Origin of the sequence: Kaistia terrae (genome assembly GCF_026344005.1) — a bacterium.
GTDB lineage: Bacteria > Pseudomonadota > Alphaproteobacteria > Rhizobiales > Kaistiaceae > Kaistia > Kaistia terrae.
In genome coordinates this window covers 93,576-110,870 of the sequence record NZ_JAPKNH010000009.1, presented here as the reverse complement: position 1 = coordinate 110,870, position 17,295 = coordinate 93,576, and the positions used below count along the sequence as shown (strand labels likewise).

The window sequence follows — 17,295 nt, the reverse complement described above, 5'->3', positions numbered from 1 at the left end:
TTGCGGAAAAGAAAACGGCCCCTCGGAGTGAACCGAAGGGCCGCGATGAAATGACGAAGGTAACGGGAGAGCTAAGGGTTGAAGGAGACCAGCTCATCGGTGAGGCCGAGGGCGGCAGCTTCCATGCCGACCTCCACGAGCTGCTTGCGGGCGTCGCCCAGGAGGGTGTGAAGGCGAAGCAGGTGCCAACGCCGGGTAGCGTCCGTCATCGGCTCCTCGGCGGCATAGATGTCCTCCTCTTCAACATCGTCCTCGGCCGCGTCCGCCGCTTCCCGCGCATAGAAAGCGCGCTCTTCTGCGTTGAGGCAGCGACGCTCGGCGAGTTCCAGCAAGAGCTTTGCCGGGAATGCCACCGAACGTGCCCACGTGCGCAGACCACTGTCGGCCGTCACCGCCGTGAGATACATCCGGAACACGTCTTCTTCCTGATCATATTCGATGCTGATCTCCTCGTGTTCGCTCAGCGGCGCGCGCCCGTTCAGTTCTTCAAGGGAGGCGTGGAGGCCACCGGCTCTCATCTCCTGGCCGGTGAAGGACAGTCCGGCATTCATTTCTGGGTTGGTCATAGTGATCTCGTTCTTGTTGGGATGGGGTGATGATGGGTAGGCGGCTGAACCGACCAGGAACAGCTACGGGTGGTTGCGCGCGTGCGCTCGAAACGTGGAGCGGGCATCGACCCGGCGGTAGAGCGCTGCAGACCGTTTTGACCGGGCCTGTGTGCTCCTAGGGTGGGCGGTAATTTCAGGTTGTGGTTTGCGTGAGTACACGGGAGGTTCCCGTGCTTTGGGAGGAGAGCGCGGTGCTCCCCTCCCGTCTGTTTCGTTACAGCCAGGCCAACTCCAGAGCGGGGCTCTGATTGAAGCAGTCGTTCGCCCAGCAAGGCCGCTCGGTGTCCAGGCGGTGTGCGTCCGGACCGAGTTGCCGTACCGCTGGGTGATCAGCTTGAAGTAGCCGCTTCGAGCAAAGGCGGCTCGGAGCAGCCACTGGCCGCGCCGACCCTTGCGCAGCACGCCCTCGGCATGGAGATGAGTGTGCAGGGCTTGAGCCGAGCGGAAGCCGAGGTGATTGGCGACCTCCGTCGAGCTGAACGTACCTTCCGCCGACATCAGGCTATCGAAGGCGTCAGCCTTCGGCGCCATGTGTTCCAGCTCCGCATTGGCCAGTTGCAGTTCGGCCTCGGTCCGTTCGCGCTTCTCCGCCTCGTCGGCAGCGAGACGCAGGGCCTCGGTCAGCGTGGTCGGGATAGCAGGCACTGCCGACCGCTCGGACCGGAGCAGCGCCTCCATCTGATTGAATGCGTCGATATAGGCGAGCTTGAAGTGCAGCGCCCTCGGGCCCGTGAAGCCCATCGCAAAGAGCGTGAAGCCGTCCCGTGTCAGGTCGAAGGAGCGGTACTCGCGGCCGCCGGAAACTGCAGAATACGGGCAAAACGCAAATTCCCGTTCTGCTGCAGGAGCCGCCATGAGCAGATCGTCAATAGAGCGAATGACGTCAGCATGCCGCTTGTCGAAGTAGTCTGCCACGTCACGGCTGTTGGCGAAGACGCCACCATCGCGGACGATGACGACAGGCAGGGCAATGGCATTGGAGGTGGAGATCTGCGTGAAGGCGTTCATTTGAATGTTCCTGTTCGACCTGCGGGGCGCAGGTTCGCGTTGTGAGGTTTGCTAGGGTGGGGGGTAATCGGCCTTGCAGCCCGGAAGCGGCAGCCAGATCGAGGTTCCGAAGGGCGTGTTGGCGCGCTTGACGGCGGCCGAGCGAGATCCGCTCAATGCAAGTCACGGGTCGTGCAGTCAGCGGGAGTCGATGAGGGCGCAACGCCCGTGGGGCAGATGGAGCGGGAGGTGACAGCTCACGGAAGCGCGGAGCCGCAGAAATCCATCACGTAGCGGAAGCTGTCCGCCTGTGAGAATTCCTAGGGTGGTCCCTAACCAAGAAGTTGCAGCTTATCTCTTTGCAACTGCCTCGCATTCGGTCCGAGTCCGGCGCGCCAACAAACAGTGCCTATGGCCGAACACGGGAGCGCGAACGGATCGGCAGGGCGACGCCCGCTAGAATTCCATGGGGAGGGACGGTCGGTATATCCGCGAGACGCGATCACTCGTCGACATCTGTCCGGCTTGACGAGGCTCGATATGCCGAAAGCGTTGCCTGCGATGGATCAGGGGTCCTGTGCGACCTCCCCTAGCGGAGGGCGGCCTACCTGCGATGTATGTGCTGCGGTCAATACGGGCCGTCGAAAACCCGGCGGCAACGTTCGGAGGATGTGCCGCTGGCGGCTAGCTCGCATCGGCCTGTGGCAACTCCGGTGGATACGGACGGATCTAGATCCGCCGGTGAAACGGCATCACCCGGCCGGTGCTGCCTCCCTGACGATCCTGTCGACCGTGCTGACGCCGATGCCCAGCTCCTTGGCAATCTTCACCTTGCCCTTGCCCACCGCGCGCGCCTCCAGCACGGCGGCATGAACTCGGGACCACTCGGCCGCCTTCTTCTTGTCCTTCTCGGTGCCTCTGGCGGGACGTCCGAGTTTTGTGCCGTTGGCCTTGGCGCGGGAGAGACCAGCGTTAACGCGCTCGCGGATCATCTCGCGCTCGAACTCGGCGAACACGCCCATCATCTGGAACATCGCCTTGCCGGCCGGCGTAGACGTGTCGAGGCCCTGCTGGTGCAGGTAGAGGTCGACGCCCTTGGCGTGAAGCTCGCCCAGGAAGGTGAGGAGGTCGGTCAGCGAGCGACCGAGGCGGTCCACGCTCCAGGCGGCTATGAGGTCGATCTCGCGGCGGGCGACCGCCTTCAACATGGCATCCAGGCCTGGGCGCTTGTCCCGTCCCTTGGCACCCGAGATGCCGGCATCCTCGAAGGTGGCGACCACCTGCCAGCCATGGCGTTGTGCGACCGCCTCAAGCTCGTGCCGCTGGTTCTCGACCGTCTGGCCGGTGGTCGAGACGCGGAGGTAGAGGGCGACGCGCTTTGGCATCTTGGGGTTCCTTACCGGGCACGATGGTGCTCATGCAATGGCAGGAGTCTAGGCGGCGCCTCATACTGAAATCAACTGATTTTCGTATGGCAAATCGGCCCTCCTGAACACCGCACATTTCCTCGGCTTCAGGCACGCGACAATGTACGGGTTTTCCGTATGGGTACGAAGAGCAGTCTCGTCTGGCTGCGATCCAGCTTCTCGATGTCGGCGATGGAGCCGCCCCCCCCCAACAAACGCAGTGTCCGCCTTTCAAGAGGAACGCTTCACGTGATCCATGGGCGGGGTACGGGGGGACGGAGGAACGCTACTCATCGAGGTCAGCTAAGAGATTTTTCTGCCGATACAAATCGATCACTGCCATGGGGTGATGGGTTAGCTTCGGTGGAGCCAACGGCTTCATGGAGCTTCAGGCTGTACCCACATCAAATTTTCGGACTGTAACTCGGCCTCACCAGACCAGCGGTAAGCGGCAAGGACCCCATCTCGGGCCACGCTGAAATCCAAACAAGACGCTCGCGGGCTGAGAATACGCGGCTCGCCCGACATCCAGTAATGACCGAACAAGACGGGCGTCTCGTCTGCATAGTGGAAGGCGGTGGGGACAGGACTCATGGGCAGGTCCGCCTCGCGCCCTTCCATCCCCAAAGCAGCGGACCGGAATGTAATTGCGGATGGATCCCACCAGCGCAGCCGCACGTCGTATCGAAGGTGCCCATCCTTATCGTGGAAGGTATGGCCTTCTGGTAGCCGGGCTTCGGGCCCTTTCAGAAGAACTTCTGCCGCTTGATAAGCGGCACTCCCCCGGTCGTGGACTTCATGCAAACCCTGCTCCGTCAAGCGAGCCTGCGCATCCACGCAGCCGGCCAGAGCCTTCCGTGAGGCTTGATGCCAGCAAGCGTGGACCACGCGCAGCCCGTTCAGGTCCAGCCACAGCGGCAAAGTCATAAACCATGCGACCGCCTCAGCGTGGGCGCTTGAGCCGGCCCCGACCTGCTCCAGAAAGACGCTATGCTGGTGATTGTTCTTGGGAGTTCTGGGCCGAAGGTGACTGCCCTTCCCGTCAGCGGTCGCCCAAGCAATTGCATTGAACTCGTGATTGCCCATGACGGCTTGAGCGGAGCCCATCTCCACCATCGGCCGCGCGACGGATAACACCTCTCGTTGCTGCGGGCCCCGGTCAATGAAGTCTCCCGCGAACACCACCGTGCGCGTGGGATGTCGATAGACGCCATCGCGTCGCTCGTAGCCCATAGCCCCGAGAAGCCGTTGCAGAGCATCCGCATGGCCGTGGATGTCCCCAATAACGTCGTAGCCTGCCATGCCCCTGTATCCCCTGCCCCACTGCCGGCATGCGTACTCGACGCTCCGTATCGACATTCTGCTGGATCCAGCACCTCACCGGCAAATCCAAAAGCCGGTGGATCAGTTGGATGATGCTCACACGTGAGCCTTCGTCCACGGCGTCCCTAGCGCAAAGCCAGCTTCTTCTGACCGGCGCGACAAAAGTCATTCCAATGAAAGCCCCCCCGGGAGGCGGGTCTTTTCGGACTGTTGCTCGCGCCCAACACGACTGCTATACAGACGTCATCGGACTCTCGAAATTCTTCAATGATTTCAATGTACTGATGGCGGATATGCCCGATCCTCTTCTGGGCACCAGTTCTGCAAAAAGCCCCGTATTCCGAATAGGATGCGGGGCTTTTGCTTTTTGGGATCCACCCGTCCCAGCGACGCCGAAGCGCATTTCGAAGGGTCGGAACCCGGGCGCCCACAGCGTATAAATACGCCGCTATCAGGCTCTCCAATTCGAGTTGAGGACCGCTTCTGTGGTCGACGCCCCCGCGGTGGCCCAAGAGGGACAATGTTCCTCTCGGGTATGGTCCCCGCGGTAGAAATGGCAGAAGAGCTCAACGCCTACAGGCAGAACGCTTCAGCTCGGACGGACCGATCCCGCGTTCGCGCGCTGCGTTGACAAGCATGTGGCGCACATCGTCGGGTAGCGCTTCCCCCCGCTGGAAACTCCGGGCCCGGCAAGGCGCTGAAGGGCCTTCTATTTCAGCTTTCCATTGCTCTCGATTGGGCGGCCAGATGTATTTTTCCGTTCTGGCAGCCCGCTCGCGGCTCTTCCAGCTTCAATCCCAGGCGATTTGCAGCGTGGAGGCAGGCGTATTGCAGGGTGAAGGTTTGATCGAGGAGCTGGGAGAATGCCACGGAAGCATCGTCCGCCTTGGCAAGCTCCTCATCGCCAACCGTCAGCAAGAAGGCCGTCGACAGCGTCTCGAACGCTTCGACGATTTCGCGGCCACGCCTCTTGGCGGCAGGTGACGAAGCAACGACGACGAGCGTATCTTCCGGCTCCAGCATGAAATTCATGCCGTGGACGAAATTCTCAGACTCCGCCGAGATGGCAACCAGCCCGCCAGCTTCATGGAATTTTGCAGCGGCGTAATCGGCCGTGCCTCGATCCTCTCCTGCACCCAGAAAGAAGATCTTGCCTTCCGACCGGTATGCGTCGGCGATGGGACGAGCCGCGGTATCGGCTTGCGCAAGTCTCGCGGCGATATCGGCAACGCTTGACGCCAAGGTGTCCGCAGGCAGGCCAGCCTGGCTTCGTCCGATTTCGGCGAGCGCCAGCAGCGTAATGGCATAGTCCAGCGTGTGCGGCGTCTTTCTGGATAGCGGCGCAAACGGCAGGATGACGGCGGCCGCGCTGGCCTTCGCGAGGGCGCTCTCGGCATTGCAGGTGACCGCGATGACACGGGCTCCGCTTGCCCTGGCGACATCTGCCGCTTCCACGGTCCGCTTTGTGCCACCCGAGATCGACGAGAGCACAACCGTGTCGTTCTCCTCGAAGCGCGTGAAATGGGCGAGTTGCATCGATGTGCGTGGCTCGATGGCAATCCCAAAGCGCCGAAAGACCTCGAGCAGCGCCTCGGGGGCAAAGGCGGAATCTCCGCAACCGCCCACCAGAATCCGGCCTTTTGCACGGGGCAACGCATCGGCAGCCGCAGCCAGAAGCGGCTGGAGACCTGGCAAAAGGTCCGCCTGCGCCGCAATCTCGTTCTTCATCATCGTGTTCATCGCGAGTTCTCGCCGATTCCAAATGTCAGACGGCCCAGGGACCAGATTGCCGACGGGGGCACGACGCCATATTCCGTGAAAAGAGCGGTCGTGAGGTCTGCCGGCACAACGTCCAGCTCGGGCGCGGTGGTGGTCGCGCGCTCCAGCCCGTCGATCGAGAGTCCGCCCTTGAGGATCGTATCGTAGCTCCGCAAGGCGGGTGTCGGCCGGTGGCCGCCATAGCTGCGCTGATCCAGCTTCATCAGATCCGTCGCGCCGTAGATCTCGACACCCATCGCCGCCGCCAGGCGAGCGATCATGCGGCTGCCGATCGTGTTGAGGAAGCTCCCATCCGCGCGCAGGGTCTCGACGCCGAACAGGGCCGCGTCGCACCGCATCAAACCATGCTCAATGGCGGCATCCGGGATGAAATCGACAGGCAAGCCGTGCGGCAGGAACTCCTCGAGATAGCGCGCGCCGCCGGCAATGGCCCGGCTTTCAGGCACGACGATCCGCACATCGCTCCTGTGCTCGACAAGAGCGATGACGATGGCGGAGACCGTGCTCGAATAGTCGAACGCCATGATGCCGCGCACATCGGAAAGATGGCGCACCGCCGTCTCCACCAGCGTTTTCTTGCGGGTGGCCGCGGCTTGATCCCAATTGGCGACAAGCGTCCTCAAGGTCTCCGCCTGCCGGTCGGCGGGGATGTCGTCCAATCCCGCCAGCAGGATACGGAGGCTATTGCCGATGACCGGCGTGTCATGGCCTCTCGTTCGCGAGATAAAATCCGCGACCAGCCTTGCGCGCCGCACGCCGTCATCGCCGCTGTCAATCAGGTGCAGGATGAGCTGGTTGGCTAGCTGAACGTGACGGCTCGCGCCGAGCACGCCCTCGTCGACGATCTGCCAGAGAAAGTGCATCGTGGTCTCGTCGGGCGGCGTCAGTCCGAGCAGTTCGAGCTCGCCAATATGGTCGAAGCGGCGCTCAGGCATGCAATTCTCCACTCAATTCTGACGTCTCGGCTGACGTCTCGCGGGAACGGCCGATCCGTTCCTGCATGAATGCCTCGACCGCCGCGCGGTCCGGCATCCCGGTCTGTGAACCCACCTCAAGCGTCGCCAGGGCGGCGGCCGCGTTGGCGCGTGTCATGGCGTCCACCGGCTCCACGCCCGTCAGCCGCGCTGCGAGATACGCGCCGGCAAAGCAGTCTCCAGCACCGGTCGTGTCCACGGTGCGAACCTCGAAACCGGGCACCTCCTCCACGCTGCCGGTCGCCAGCCGCCGGCATCCTCCAGCGCCGAGCGTCACGATGATTTCGCCGTTCTGGCGCAGATGAGCCGGAACCAGCGCTTCGCCCAGCGCGCTCTCGGCCTTGCCGAGTGCTTCGCGGTTGAGAAACAGCGTGTCGACCATGGGCAGGATCGAGCGGAGAAGGTGCGGATTGCGCACGATGTCCGGCGGCTCCAGATCGAGCGATGTGGAAATACCCCGCTCGGCCGCCATGCTGAGCGCGACCCGGGCAAGCTCGGGCTGGCCATAGGTCAAATGGAGATGGCGCACACCCTCGAAAGCATCCGCCGTCACCTCGCCGGGACGCGGCAGGTAGGCATCGGTTTCAAGCTTGATCAGCGACTTCTCGCCCGAGGGCGAGAGCATGACGACGCACATGAAGGTATCGGCGTCGTCGCGATAGACGAGATGATCGACATCGACGCCTTCGCCCCGAATCTTGCCGACAGCGAAAGCTCCGGACGCATCCCTGCCAACGGCCGCGAGCAGCCTGCTGTTCAGGCCGAGGCGCGCGACGGCGACCGCGCAATTGGCGGACATGCCGCCCGGCATCTGGCCGCGATTGCGGCCAGAAACTTTTTGGTCGAAGCCGGGGATTTCCGGAACCGAGATGAACATATCGACATCGAGATCCCCGATGCACAGAACATCGATCATGGACATTACGCTCTCGCGCCTTTCACCCGGCGCCATAGCGACAAGCGCGATACGGACACGATCAGGAGAACGCCGATCAGACCCAGTTGCCAGGCTGCGGAAATATTGGCGAGCTGCAGGCCGATCTGCAGGGTGGTGACGATCAGGATGGCGATGATCGTGCCGGGAACGCCGCCCGTTCCGCCGAAGATATGGGTACCGCCCAGAACCGCGATCGTCACGGCAAGCAGCTCCATGCCTTTGCCCGCGTCCGGTCGCGCCGCCAGGAACCATGACATGGCGATGATGCTGCCGAGTGCTGCGAGCACACCGGACAGGACATAGAGACCGACGCGAATTCGGACGACCGGCAAGCCCGAGAGATGGGCTGCGCGATCGTCATTGCCGCAAGCGACGATATGGCGACCGATCGTGGTTCGCGTGATCATGACATGCAGGATGACGGCCACCGGCAGCAGGACGAAGAGAAAGGCGTTCGGCAGGCCCAGCGTCCGTCCTTGCCCGAGCCAGCCGAATTCGGCGGGCAATCCGCCGATCGGACTGCCCAATGTCGTGGCAAGGGCCAACCCGCCAAACGCGAACATGGTCGCAAGCGTCGCCATCAGGGAGGGAATACGCAGGACGTTGACCAAAACGCCGTTCACGAATCCAAGCAGCGCGCCGAGCATCAAGCCGAGCGCCGAGGCGAGCCAGATGTCGACGCCGAGGACGAAAAGACCACCGACCGCGACGCCAACGAGCGAGACAATCGAGCCCACCGAAAGATCGATACCGGGCCCACCGCCGAGGATCACCAGGGTCTGCCCGAGCCCGAGCAGGCCGAGGATCGGCACATATTGCAGGAGGTAGGGAACGGTGCTTGCGCGCAGGAAGTAGGGAGATAGCAAGCTCATCACCACAATGGCGACGAGCCACAAGGCGAGCAGCATGAACAGGCGGGCCCGCAAGGGGTCGCCGGCACGAAGTCCGGCCAGGCGTGACATCATTGGGCCCTCGGATTGTTGCGATTGCGCAGAGCGTCGGCGGTCAGCACGCAGATCAGAAGCGATCCGATGATGACGGTTTCCCAGAGAGAGGAGATGCCCATAAGCACCAGGCCGTTCTGCATGATGCGTATGAAGACGACGCCCAGCAGCGTGCCAAGCAGGCTGCCGACGCCACCCCGAATGCTTGTGCCGCCAAGAATGGTGGCGGCAATGGCTTCGAGCGCGATGGTCGTGCCGATATTGATTTCGACATTGCGCATGCGCGCCACGTAGAGCAGCGCGGCGAGGCCCGCGAGAAGGCCAAGAAACGCATAGGTCAGGATCTTGGTGCGGTCGACATTGATGCCGACGAGGCGGGCCGATGGCTCGCTGCAACCGATGGCGTAGAGATGGTTGCCGTAGGGCAGTTTGCGCAACAAGACCCAGGCAATGGCATAGACGACGGCGATCACCAGCGCCGATGCCGGCAAGAAGCCCAGCCAGCCATTGACCAGCGGGGAAAGCGTGCCAGGCAAGCCGGAGATCCATGCGCCACCGATGACGAGGAACATGATCGCCGAGAAAATATACATCGAGCCGAGGGTGGCGATGATCGGCGGGACCTTGAGCTTGGTCGTCACGAAGCCGTTGAACGCGCCCAGCGCCGTTCCCGCCATCAGACCCAGCGGTGTCACCACATAGACCGGCAGGCCGGCCTGATAGGCCTTGCCGATCACGATCGCCGAAACGGCGACGATGCCCCCGACGCTGACATCAATGCCGCCCATGATGATCACGAGCGTCATGCCGGCCGAAACGATCGAGAGCTCAAGGCCAGCGCGCATCGTCTGGACGAGATTGTTGACGCTCAGGAAATAGGGGGAAGCCACCGTGAAGACGGTGCAGACCAGAATGATCGCCGCGATGAGGGCCAGTTCGCGCGATGCGGTCGGAGATACAAAGCGCAGCGCGGGCCGCGTATCCGCCACGGAAGCCATGTGAGATCCTTGCGAGAGGGCCGGCCGCCATGCAGGAATGCACGGCGGCTCGGGATTTCGTGTTCAGAAGTCGCGAAGACCTAGAAGTTGAACTGCGCGATGTTTTCCTTGGTGAAGACCATCGGGTCACCGAGAAGCAGGATCTTCTCGTCCTTCAACCAGCGCACCTTGGCGTCCAGACCCTCGATCTTCGGGCTTTCCTCGAAAGCCACGCCGTCAGCGACCTGCTTGCCTGCCCAAACGGTCAGATAGCCAAGGTCGGCCGGGTTCCACAGCACCGAATACGTCATCGCGCCGCTCATGACGTAGTCCTTGACCGTGTTCGGCGAGCAGAACCCTGCCGTGACGATCTGGCCCTGCTTGCCGGCGGCTTCCACGGCCTGGCCGATGCCTGGGCAGGTGGTGGAGGCGATGCCGATGATGCCACCGAGATCGGGGGTGCGGGTCATCGCGTCGGTTGCGAACTGGAAGGCGCGCGAGGCCGTACCATCGGTGTGGTCAACCGACACGATCTGAAGCTTGGGATACTTCGTCGTGGCGCGCTCCTTGATCGCCGCGATCCAGGCGTTGAGGCTTGCGATCGTCGGCGCGTCGGAGATGATCGCGATCTTGCCTTCGGCGCCGATCCGCTCGACCATTTCGTCGAGGATCGTGAAGCCGAGATCCTGATCCATCGCCTGAGCGACGTAGAATTCCCGCTCGCTGCCGACGGCATCGGCATCGGAGGTAATGACGTGAATGTTCTTGGCGCGGGCGCTTGCGATGGCCGGCTTGAGCGTTTCGACATCGACGGGCGATACGCCCACGACATTGACGCCCTGGCTGACGAAGCTCTCGAATATCCTGAGCTGGTCGGCGGAGTTCGTGCTGGTCGGCCCCTGCTGGATGTACTCGACGCCAAAGGCTGCCGCGGCCTTCTTCGCCCCCTCTTCCATCGCAACATAATAAGGGATGCCCTGGATCTGCGGGACAAAGGCCACCCGAACCTTGTCCGCCGCCGACGCCGTGACAGCCAACGCCGTCGCGGCGAGGAGGCCGAGTATGCTGCTCTTCAAAATCCTGTTCATTCTGGTTTTCCCTCTGGTTGATGTCGTTGCATCGTGGCGGACCGCTTTAGGCGTCCGTTGGATTTCTCGCGCTCACGAGGCGGCTGCGCGCACTTCGTGGGCACCGGTGATCAGGCCAATGATTTCCTGCGGGGTTGTCTTCGCGGTTTCTCGCACCGCGATGCAGCGTCCATGACGCATGACCGAGATACGGTCGGACACCTCGAAGACGTCCTGAATATTGTGGGAGATCAGCACGACGGACTTTCCCTGTGTCCGCAACGTCTTGATGAATTCGAGGACCTTCCGGACCTCGGCGACGGCCAGGGCAGCCGTCGGCTCGTCCATGATGATCAGTCGGGCATCCATGTTGAGGGCACGCGCGATCGCCACGCCCTGACGCTGGCCGCCGGACATCGATTCAACCCAGGAATCGATGCTTGGCACATGCACGTCGAGCTGTTGCAGCAGTTCTCCGGTGCGCTTTCGCATGGCCTGCCGGTCCAGGAACGGAATGCCGAGGACCGGCTTGCGGATTTCCCGCCCCAGGAAAATATTGTCGACGACGGTCATCTTGCCCGCCAGGGCGAGCTCCTGAAAGATCGTCGCGATGCCGCTTTCCCACGCATCCTGCGGCGAGCGGAAGCGGACGAGCTTGCCTTCCATCTCGATCGTGCCCTCGTCGGGGGCATGGGCGCCCGACATGGTCTTGATCAGCGTCGACTTGCCCGCACCATTGTCGCCGACCAGGGCCATGACCTCGCCAGAGCCCACTTCGAAATCAACGTGGTCGAGCGCGGTCAGCCCACCGAAGCGCTTCACGATTCCGATCATCTTAAAAACCATGACGCAGTCCTTCTCTTGCAGGGTCTTGGCGTGTCACGACGCTTGTTGCAGTTGGAAATCGGACACCGCTTCGAGCAGTTCCTCATGGCTTGATGTCCGGCCCTGGGCGCCCTCGGCCGTCACCGTCAAGCTGGCGCTCGCCGCCGCGTGCCTGGCCGCGGTGCTGAGCAAGGCGCCATTCAACCAGTAGGCGAGGAACGAACCGGCAAAGCTGTCGCCCGCGCCCGTGGTGTCGACCGGTCGAACCGGCAGGGCCGGCACAGTGAAAGGAACCTGGCCATCTCCCGGGAAAACGACAGCGCCGAGAGGGCCGAGGGTCAGGACGAAATGCCCGCGCGTGCCGATCTGCGCCAGTTGCGCGCCCACCGCATTGACGAGATCCTGGCCGGAGGCGCGGATATCGAAGATGTCGCGCACGAGTTCATCGCTGGCGAAGACGAGATCCAGCCGCTCGATGACCTCCAGAAAGCCGGAGGGGGTACGCGCGCTGCCTGGCAGGCCGGCGGAATGAAGGGAAACCTTCCATCCCTCCTGATGAAAGCGATCAATCGAGCCTCGCAGGCGCTCGTAGTGATAGCCTTCGATATGCAGGCACGAGGTGCGGTCGGCACGCTCGATGGCGAAATAGTCCGTCAAGTCCATCTCGGACAATTCGAACGGCTCGTTCACGATGGTGCGGCTGCCGTTCGGCTCGATGAAGACGATGCAGCGCGAAAGCCTGTTGTTGGTCGGCCGACGAATAGCGAGCGCATGAACACCCTTGGCCGACAACTCCGCGATCGCCCAATCGCTGTCGGGATCGTCGCCTAGCGCGGTAGCCAGTTCGACATCCATGCCGAATGTGCCGTTCGCGCCGATACCAGCCGCCGCCACCGCCAGATTGGCCGCGGGACCGCCGAGCCCCTTCTCGATGTGATGGGCCGTAATGCGATCATCGCGATGCGGCAAGACGTCGACACGGCACATGTAATCAACGCTGATGTAGCCAACCACGATGAGGCGCGGCATCGCTGCCCGATCCACCTGGGGCCGAGCCGGACTGTTTGCCGATAGCGACCGGGCAAACGCGCTTGGGCGATAGGCGAGCCGACGAACGGCATCATCAATCCGAAGCTTTGTCGCCGGCCGTACGTTTGCGGTGCCATTCAGATAGTTCGACACCGTCCCGACCGAGACTTCGGCGGCACTTGCAACGTCAGAAATGGTTGGCCGTTTGCGTCGCATTTCATCCTCGATCATTGAAGCGCTTCAATCATCACAGAGAAAATAGACGTAATCAAGCCACTTCTTAAGGCGGTCGAGCCCAATTCATGCCCAGGTGACGTAGCAGAAATTGAATATTCTTCAATACTGGCTCTATTTCATACTGAACCAAGGGCCAGAAGCATCGGCGCGTGGCGCGGACATGCCTCGACAATGCTGTGGCGGCTGCCGCCATGCGGCACACCGCACCGATGGTCGCCAGCGGCACAATCGATTGGGTTAGCCATGGCCCGACCGACGGGCGCTTTTTCCGGCATGGTGAGGTGCAGGCGCGATCGCAGGCGGCGGGCTGCAGGCGCCGGTCGTGCTCGACGGGGATGACGCCGAGCACGGCCCCGAGCTGACCGGCACCCGGGGCACGAGGCGAGCGACGGCAATCAGCCTGACAATTTGGGCCGATATGGGCGGGAACCCCTGCCCCGGTCGAGAGCAGTCAGGACCGGGGATCCGTCGTTTGGGCCGCGGGCCTTGGGTCCGCGGATTTTGGAAGGTGGAAGGCGTCAGACGCGCTGACGGCGGTGGGTTTCGGCCAGCGCGCTCGCCGTCCAGATCGCATCGGTGATCTTCGTCGCGGACAGTTCGACAGGGACCGAATGGATGACATTGGCCGGGTCCATCGCCGCCTCGCCGACCTCAGCCATTTCGGCCGCCGTCACGTCCTTCAGGCCGAGATCCGCCAGCGTCGTCGGCAGGCCGAGATCGATGCAGAAATCGAGCGCCTCCTTCAATTCCTCCGGTGGCCGGTTCTCCAGCACGAGCAGGCAGATCACGCCGAAGGCGACCTTTTCGCCATGGAAGAAATGATGCGTCGGTTCGAGCACCGTCAGCGCATCATGCACGCCATGCGCGGCGGAAACGCCGCAATTCTCGAAGCCGAGGCCGGAGAGAAGCGTGTTGGCCTCGATGATGTTCTCCACGGCCATGGTCAGCCGGCCGGCCTTGGCGGCGGCGAAGGCGGCGCGGCCATCGCGCATCAGGACATCATGGCAGGAGCGCGCGACGCCATAGCCGGCGACGGTCGCGGCATAGCCGTCGCCAATATAGTTGCGCGAGCGCGATTCGATGTTGGAGCGCGCCTCGTAAAACGTGGAAAGGGCATCGCCCATGCCCGAGACGAGAAAGCGCGCCGGCGCTTGCACGATCAGCGCGCTGTCGACCAGCACGACATCCGGATTGCGGCCACAGCGCACGACGCGGTCATAGACGCCATCCGGCGAATAGATGACGCCGATCGAACTGGTCGGCGAATCCGTCGAGGCGATCGTCGGCACGGTGACGATGCGCGCGCCGATGTGGAAGGCGGTGATCTTGGCGGTATCGAGCGCCTTGCCGCCGCCGATGCCGATCACAGCCTTCGCCCCGGCGGTTTTGCCGGCCGCGACGCAGCGTTCGATCTCGCCTTCCGAGGATTCGCCGCCAAAGCGGACGAAATCGACCTTCACGCCGGCCGCCGTCAGGCTCGCCTCGAGGGTCGGCCGCAGGCTGTCCCAGAAGAAGCCGTCGATGACGACGAGCGCGGAATCGCCCAGCGGCGCGGCATAGCGGCCGATATCGGCAATGACACCAGGGCCTTGGACATAGCGCAGCGGTCCTCCGTAGCCTCGTTGAGACATGGCGAATACTCCAGTGATTTCAGTGTTTTGAGACGTCTCGAAGGAGTCGGACCGGAAGTGGGAGGGAACTTCCGGCCCGACAGGCCAGCCGGCGGGGGGAGTTCCCGCGCTAGCGCAGTGTCAATCCGCCATCGACGGTGACGATTTCGCCGGTGGTGAACGAGGCGGCGTCGCTGGCGAGATAGACAACCGAGCCGGCCAGCTCGTCGACCGTGCCGATCCGGTTCATGACCGCGCCCTTGGCCCAATGGTTGGCGACGACGTCGGGATGCTCGCGCAGAACTTCCTCGGTCAGTTCGGTCATGATGTAGCCCGGCGCCAGCGCGTTGACGCGGATGTTGTGCTCGGCCCATTCGGTGGCGAGACATTTCGTCAGCATGTGGACCGCCGCCTTCGACACATTGTAGGCGGCGTGGCGGAACGGCCAGTTGACGATGCGGCCGGACATCGAGCCGATATTGATGATCGAGCCGCTCTTCTGCGCGATCATCATCTTGCCGATCGCCTGGCTGACGAGGAAGACGCCGTCGAGATTGACGTTCAACGTCTGCCGCCACTGCTCCAGCGGATAGTCCTCGGCATTGCCGGGCAGCACGATGCCGGCATTGTTGACGAGGATGTCGGCCCGGCCCCAGCGCGCCGCGACCTCGGCCGCCAGTCGCTCGACGTCGGCGGGAACCGAGACGTCGGCCTGGATGGCGAAGCTGTCGCCGCCCTCGGCGTTCAACTCGTCGGCAAGGCTCTGCGCCAGGTCGATCGACGAACGCACGACGATGGCGACGTCGGCGCCCTGCGCCGCGAGGGCCTCGGTCAGGGCGCGGCCGATGCCGCGCGAACCGCCGGTGACGATCGCCTTGCGGCCGGTGAGGTCGAACAGGCGCGTGTAGTCCCGCTTTGCGGACATGGTTGTTTCCTCCAGAGGCAATGTTTTTCGGGTGGGCGCCTTATGCGGCGGCTCTTCCGTCGGCGGTGGGCTGCGTCGCGGCGGGAACGGTCTCGCCGAGCTCCTTCAGGATGTGCTCGCCGGTCCGCAGCGCCTGCGCGACGATCGTCAGCGAGGGGTTGAAGCCGGTCGAGGACGGCAGGAACGAGGCATCGACGACATAGAGATTGTCGACGTCCCAGACCTTGCAGTTGGTGTCGAGCACCGAGGTCGCGGGATCCTTGCCGAAGCGGGCCGTGCCGCATTGATGCATCGCCACCGTGATATCCATCTTCTGGGTGATGATGATCGGATAGCCGAGCGAGCGCATGTGGCGGGTCCAGATTTTCACCAGCTCGCCATGCGACTTCAGATTGTTCTCGGTATAGGCGACGCGGATCTTGCCGTCGGGATCGACGCTGATGCGGTTGTTGGGATCGGGCAGATCCTCCGACATCAGCCACCAATCGACGCTGCGTTCCGAAAATAGCGCCATCAGGGCCTCGGGTGCCCAGCGCAGGTTCGCCGTCAGCATGCCGGCTTGCAGCTTGCCCAGCCCCTGGACGTTGCCAAGCGGATAGGGTCGCTCCTTGTTGGCGAGATAATAGTCGTTGATCGCCATCGACTTCTGGAACGTGACGCGGTTCTTCTTGAACGGCGAAACGGCCATCATCGCCGTGTTGTTGTGGGCCATGTAGTTGCGGCCGAGTTGGTCGGACGTGTTGTTGCCGAGGCCGTTCGGATGCTTCTCATTGGCCGAGCGCAGCAGCAGCGCCGAGGAATTGATCGCGCCGGCGGACGAGATGAAAATCTTGCCCGTGATCGTGCGGATCTGGCCCTCATGCTCCAGCTCAACCGAGACGACGCGCTTGCCGGACGGATCGGTGATCAGCCGCCGCACATAGCTCTCCGTCACCAGCGTCACGCCACCCTTGGCGAGCGCCGGATCGACCAGCCGCACTTCGGCATCGCCCTTCGCGCCGATCTTGCAGGCGAAGCCATCGCAGGTGGCGCAACGGATGCAGCTGCCGCCCTTGTGATAGTCGATGGCGATCGGCAGCGGGAACGGATGCAGGCCCTTTTCGCGCAGCTTCTTCTCGAAGAAAGCGATCTCGGGCTCGTGGCCGATGGCCGGAAAGGGCATGGGACCGCTGCGCGGCGGCTCGATCGGATCCAGGCCGGCCTGGCCATGGGTGCCCATCAGTTTTTCCGCGCGGGCGTAATAGGGCTCGAATTCGGCATAGGAGACCGGCCAGGCCGGGGCGACACCCGCCTCGTGCTGCAGGTCTTCGAAGTCTTCCTTGCGGAAACGCACCGTCGCGGCGCCGAAGAACTTCGAGTTGCCGCCGACATAGTAATAGGTGCCGGGGTTGAACAACGCGCCATTCTTGTCGCGCCATTGTTCCTTGGCGGCGTATTTGCGCTTGTGGAAGACGGCGTCGACGCTCCAATTGTCCGACTCGCGCGGCAAGCGGGTGCCACGCTCGATCATCAGGATGTTGCGGCCGGGGGCTGCGAGCGTATTGGCCAGCGCACCGCCGCCGACACCGGCGCCGATGATGACGATGTCGTAGCTGTCTTTGAGATCGCTCATATTTTTCCTCTCCCTGGATGCCGGCTCTGGTTGGTGTGGTGACCGGCTTCCAAGT

Annotated in this window: 15 protein-coding genes; all 15 read right to left on the bottom strand. The window is 63.1% G+C overall.

The features are described 5' to 3' along the window. Positions 1 to 71: 71 nt before the first annotated feature. A complete protein-coding gene (locus OSH12_RS21055; RefSeq protein WP_266345590.1) occupies positions 72 to 566 on the bottom strand; it encodes a hypothetical protein in 495 nt (164 codons plus the stop codon). 63 nt (positions 567 to 629) lie between these two features. Then, entirely contained in the window at positions 630 to 1,616 is a 987-nt protein-coding gene (locus tag OSH12_RS21050) for a phage regulatory protein/antirepressor Ant (RefSeq protein ID WP_266345589.1), read from the bottom strand. Between the two features lie 731 nt (positions 1,617 to 2,347). Further along, positions 2,348 to 2,980 (bottom strand): recombinase family protein, encoded by a 633-nt coding sequence (locus tag OSH12_RS21045; protein WP_266345588.1) that lies wholly within the window; start codon positions 2,978 to 2,980, stop codon positions 2,348 to 2,350. Positions 2,981 to 3,379: 399 nt separating this feature from the next. Continuing rightward, positions 3,380 to 4,303: a metallophosphoesterase gene (locus tag OSH12_RS21040; RefSeq protein ID WP_266345587.1), complete on the bottom strand. Its 924-nt coding sequence runs from the start codon at positions 4,301 to 4,303 to the stop codon at positions 3,380 to 3,382. Positions 4,304 to 5,038: 735 nt separating this feature from the next. Beyond that, complete coding sequence (locus OSH12_RS21035) at positions 5,039 to 6,064, bottom strand: SIS domain-containing protein (protein WP_266345586.1); 1,026 nt, start codon at positions 6,062 to 6,064, stop codon at positions 5,039 to 5,041. Then, positions 6,061 to 7,038 (bottom strand): eIF2B alpha/beta/delta subunit family protein, encoded by a 978-nt coding sequence (locus OSH12_RS21030; protein ID WP_266345585.1) that lies wholly within the window; start codon positions 7,036 to 7,038, stop codon positions 6,061 to 6,063. The genes OSH12_RS21035 and OSH12_RS21030 overlap by 4 nt, the downstream gene beginning before the upstream one ends. After that, on the bottom strand, positions 7,031 to 7,999 hold the full coding sequence (locus tag OSH12_RS21025) for a carbohydrate kinase family protein (RefSeq protein ID WP_266345584.1): 969 nt from the start codon (positions 7,997 to 7,999) through the stop codon (positions 7,031 to 7,033). Before OSH12_RS21025 ends, OSH12_RS21030 begins: the two co-directional genes overlap by 8 nt. Beyond that, positions 7,999 to 8,979, bottom strand: coding sequence for an ABC transporter permease (locus OSH12_RS21020; protein WP_266345583.1), 981 nt, complete (start codon positions 8,977 to 8,979; stop codon positions 7,999 to 8,001). The genes OSH12_RS21025 and OSH12_RS21020 overlap by 1 nt, the downstream gene beginning before the upstream one ends. Then, positions 8,976 to 9,956 (bottom strand): ABC transporter permease, encoded by a 981-nt coding sequence (locus OSH12_RS21015; protein WP_266345582.1) that lies wholly within the window; start codon positions 9,954 to 9,956, stop codon positions 8,976 to 8,978. The genes OSH12_RS21020 and OSH12_RS21015 overlap by 4 nt, the downstream gene beginning before the upstream one ends. Positions 9,957 to 10,036: 80 nt before the next feature. Then, on the bottom strand, positions 10,037 to 11,023 hold the full coding sequence (locus tag OSH12_RS21010; RefSeq protein WP_266345581.1) for an autoinducer 2 ABC transporter substrate-binding protein: 987 nt from the start codon (positions 11,021 to 11,023) through the stop codon (positions 10,037 to 10,039). Positions 11,024 to 11,095: 72 nt separating this feature from the next. Continuing rightward, positions 11,096 to 11,848 (bottom strand): ATP-binding cassette domain-containing protein, encoded by a 753-nt coding sequence (locus tag OSH12_RS21005; RefSeq protein ID WP_266345580.1) that lies wholly within the window; start codon positions 11,846 to 11,848, stop codon positions 11,096 to 11,098. Positions 11,849 to 11,881: 33 nt separating this feature from the next. Continuing rightward, positions 11,882 to 13,072: a carbohydrate kinase family protein gene (locus tag OSH12_RS21000; RefSeq protein WP_266345579.1), complete on the bottom strand. Its 1,191-nt coding sequence runs from the start codon at positions 13,070 to 13,072 to the stop codon at positions 11,882 to 11,884. A 539-nt stretch (positions 13,073 to 13,611) separates the two neighbouring features. Further along, positions 13,612 to 14,724 (bottom strand): glycerol dehydrogenase, encoded by a 1,113-nt coding sequence (locus OSH12_RS20995; protein WP_266345578.1) that lies wholly within the window; start codon positions 14,722 to 14,724, stop codon positions 13,612 to 13,614. Positions 14,725 to 14,833: 109 nt separating this feature from the next. Beyond that, positions 14,834 to 15,628: an SDR family NAD(P)-dependent oxidoreductase gene (locus OSH12_RS20990; RefSeq protein WP_266345577.1), complete on the bottom strand. Its 795-nt coding sequence runs from the start codon at positions 15,626 to 15,628 to the stop codon at positions 14,834 to 14,836. 40 nt (positions 15,629 to 15,668) lie between these two features. After that, positions 15,669 to 17,240 (bottom strand): GMC family oxidoreductase, encoded by a 1,572-nt coding sequence (locus tag OSH12_RS20985; RefSeq protein WP_266345576.1) that lies wholly within the window; start codon positions 17,238 to 17,240, stop codon positions 15,669 to 15,671. Positions 17,241 to 17,295: the final 55 nt, after the last annotated feature.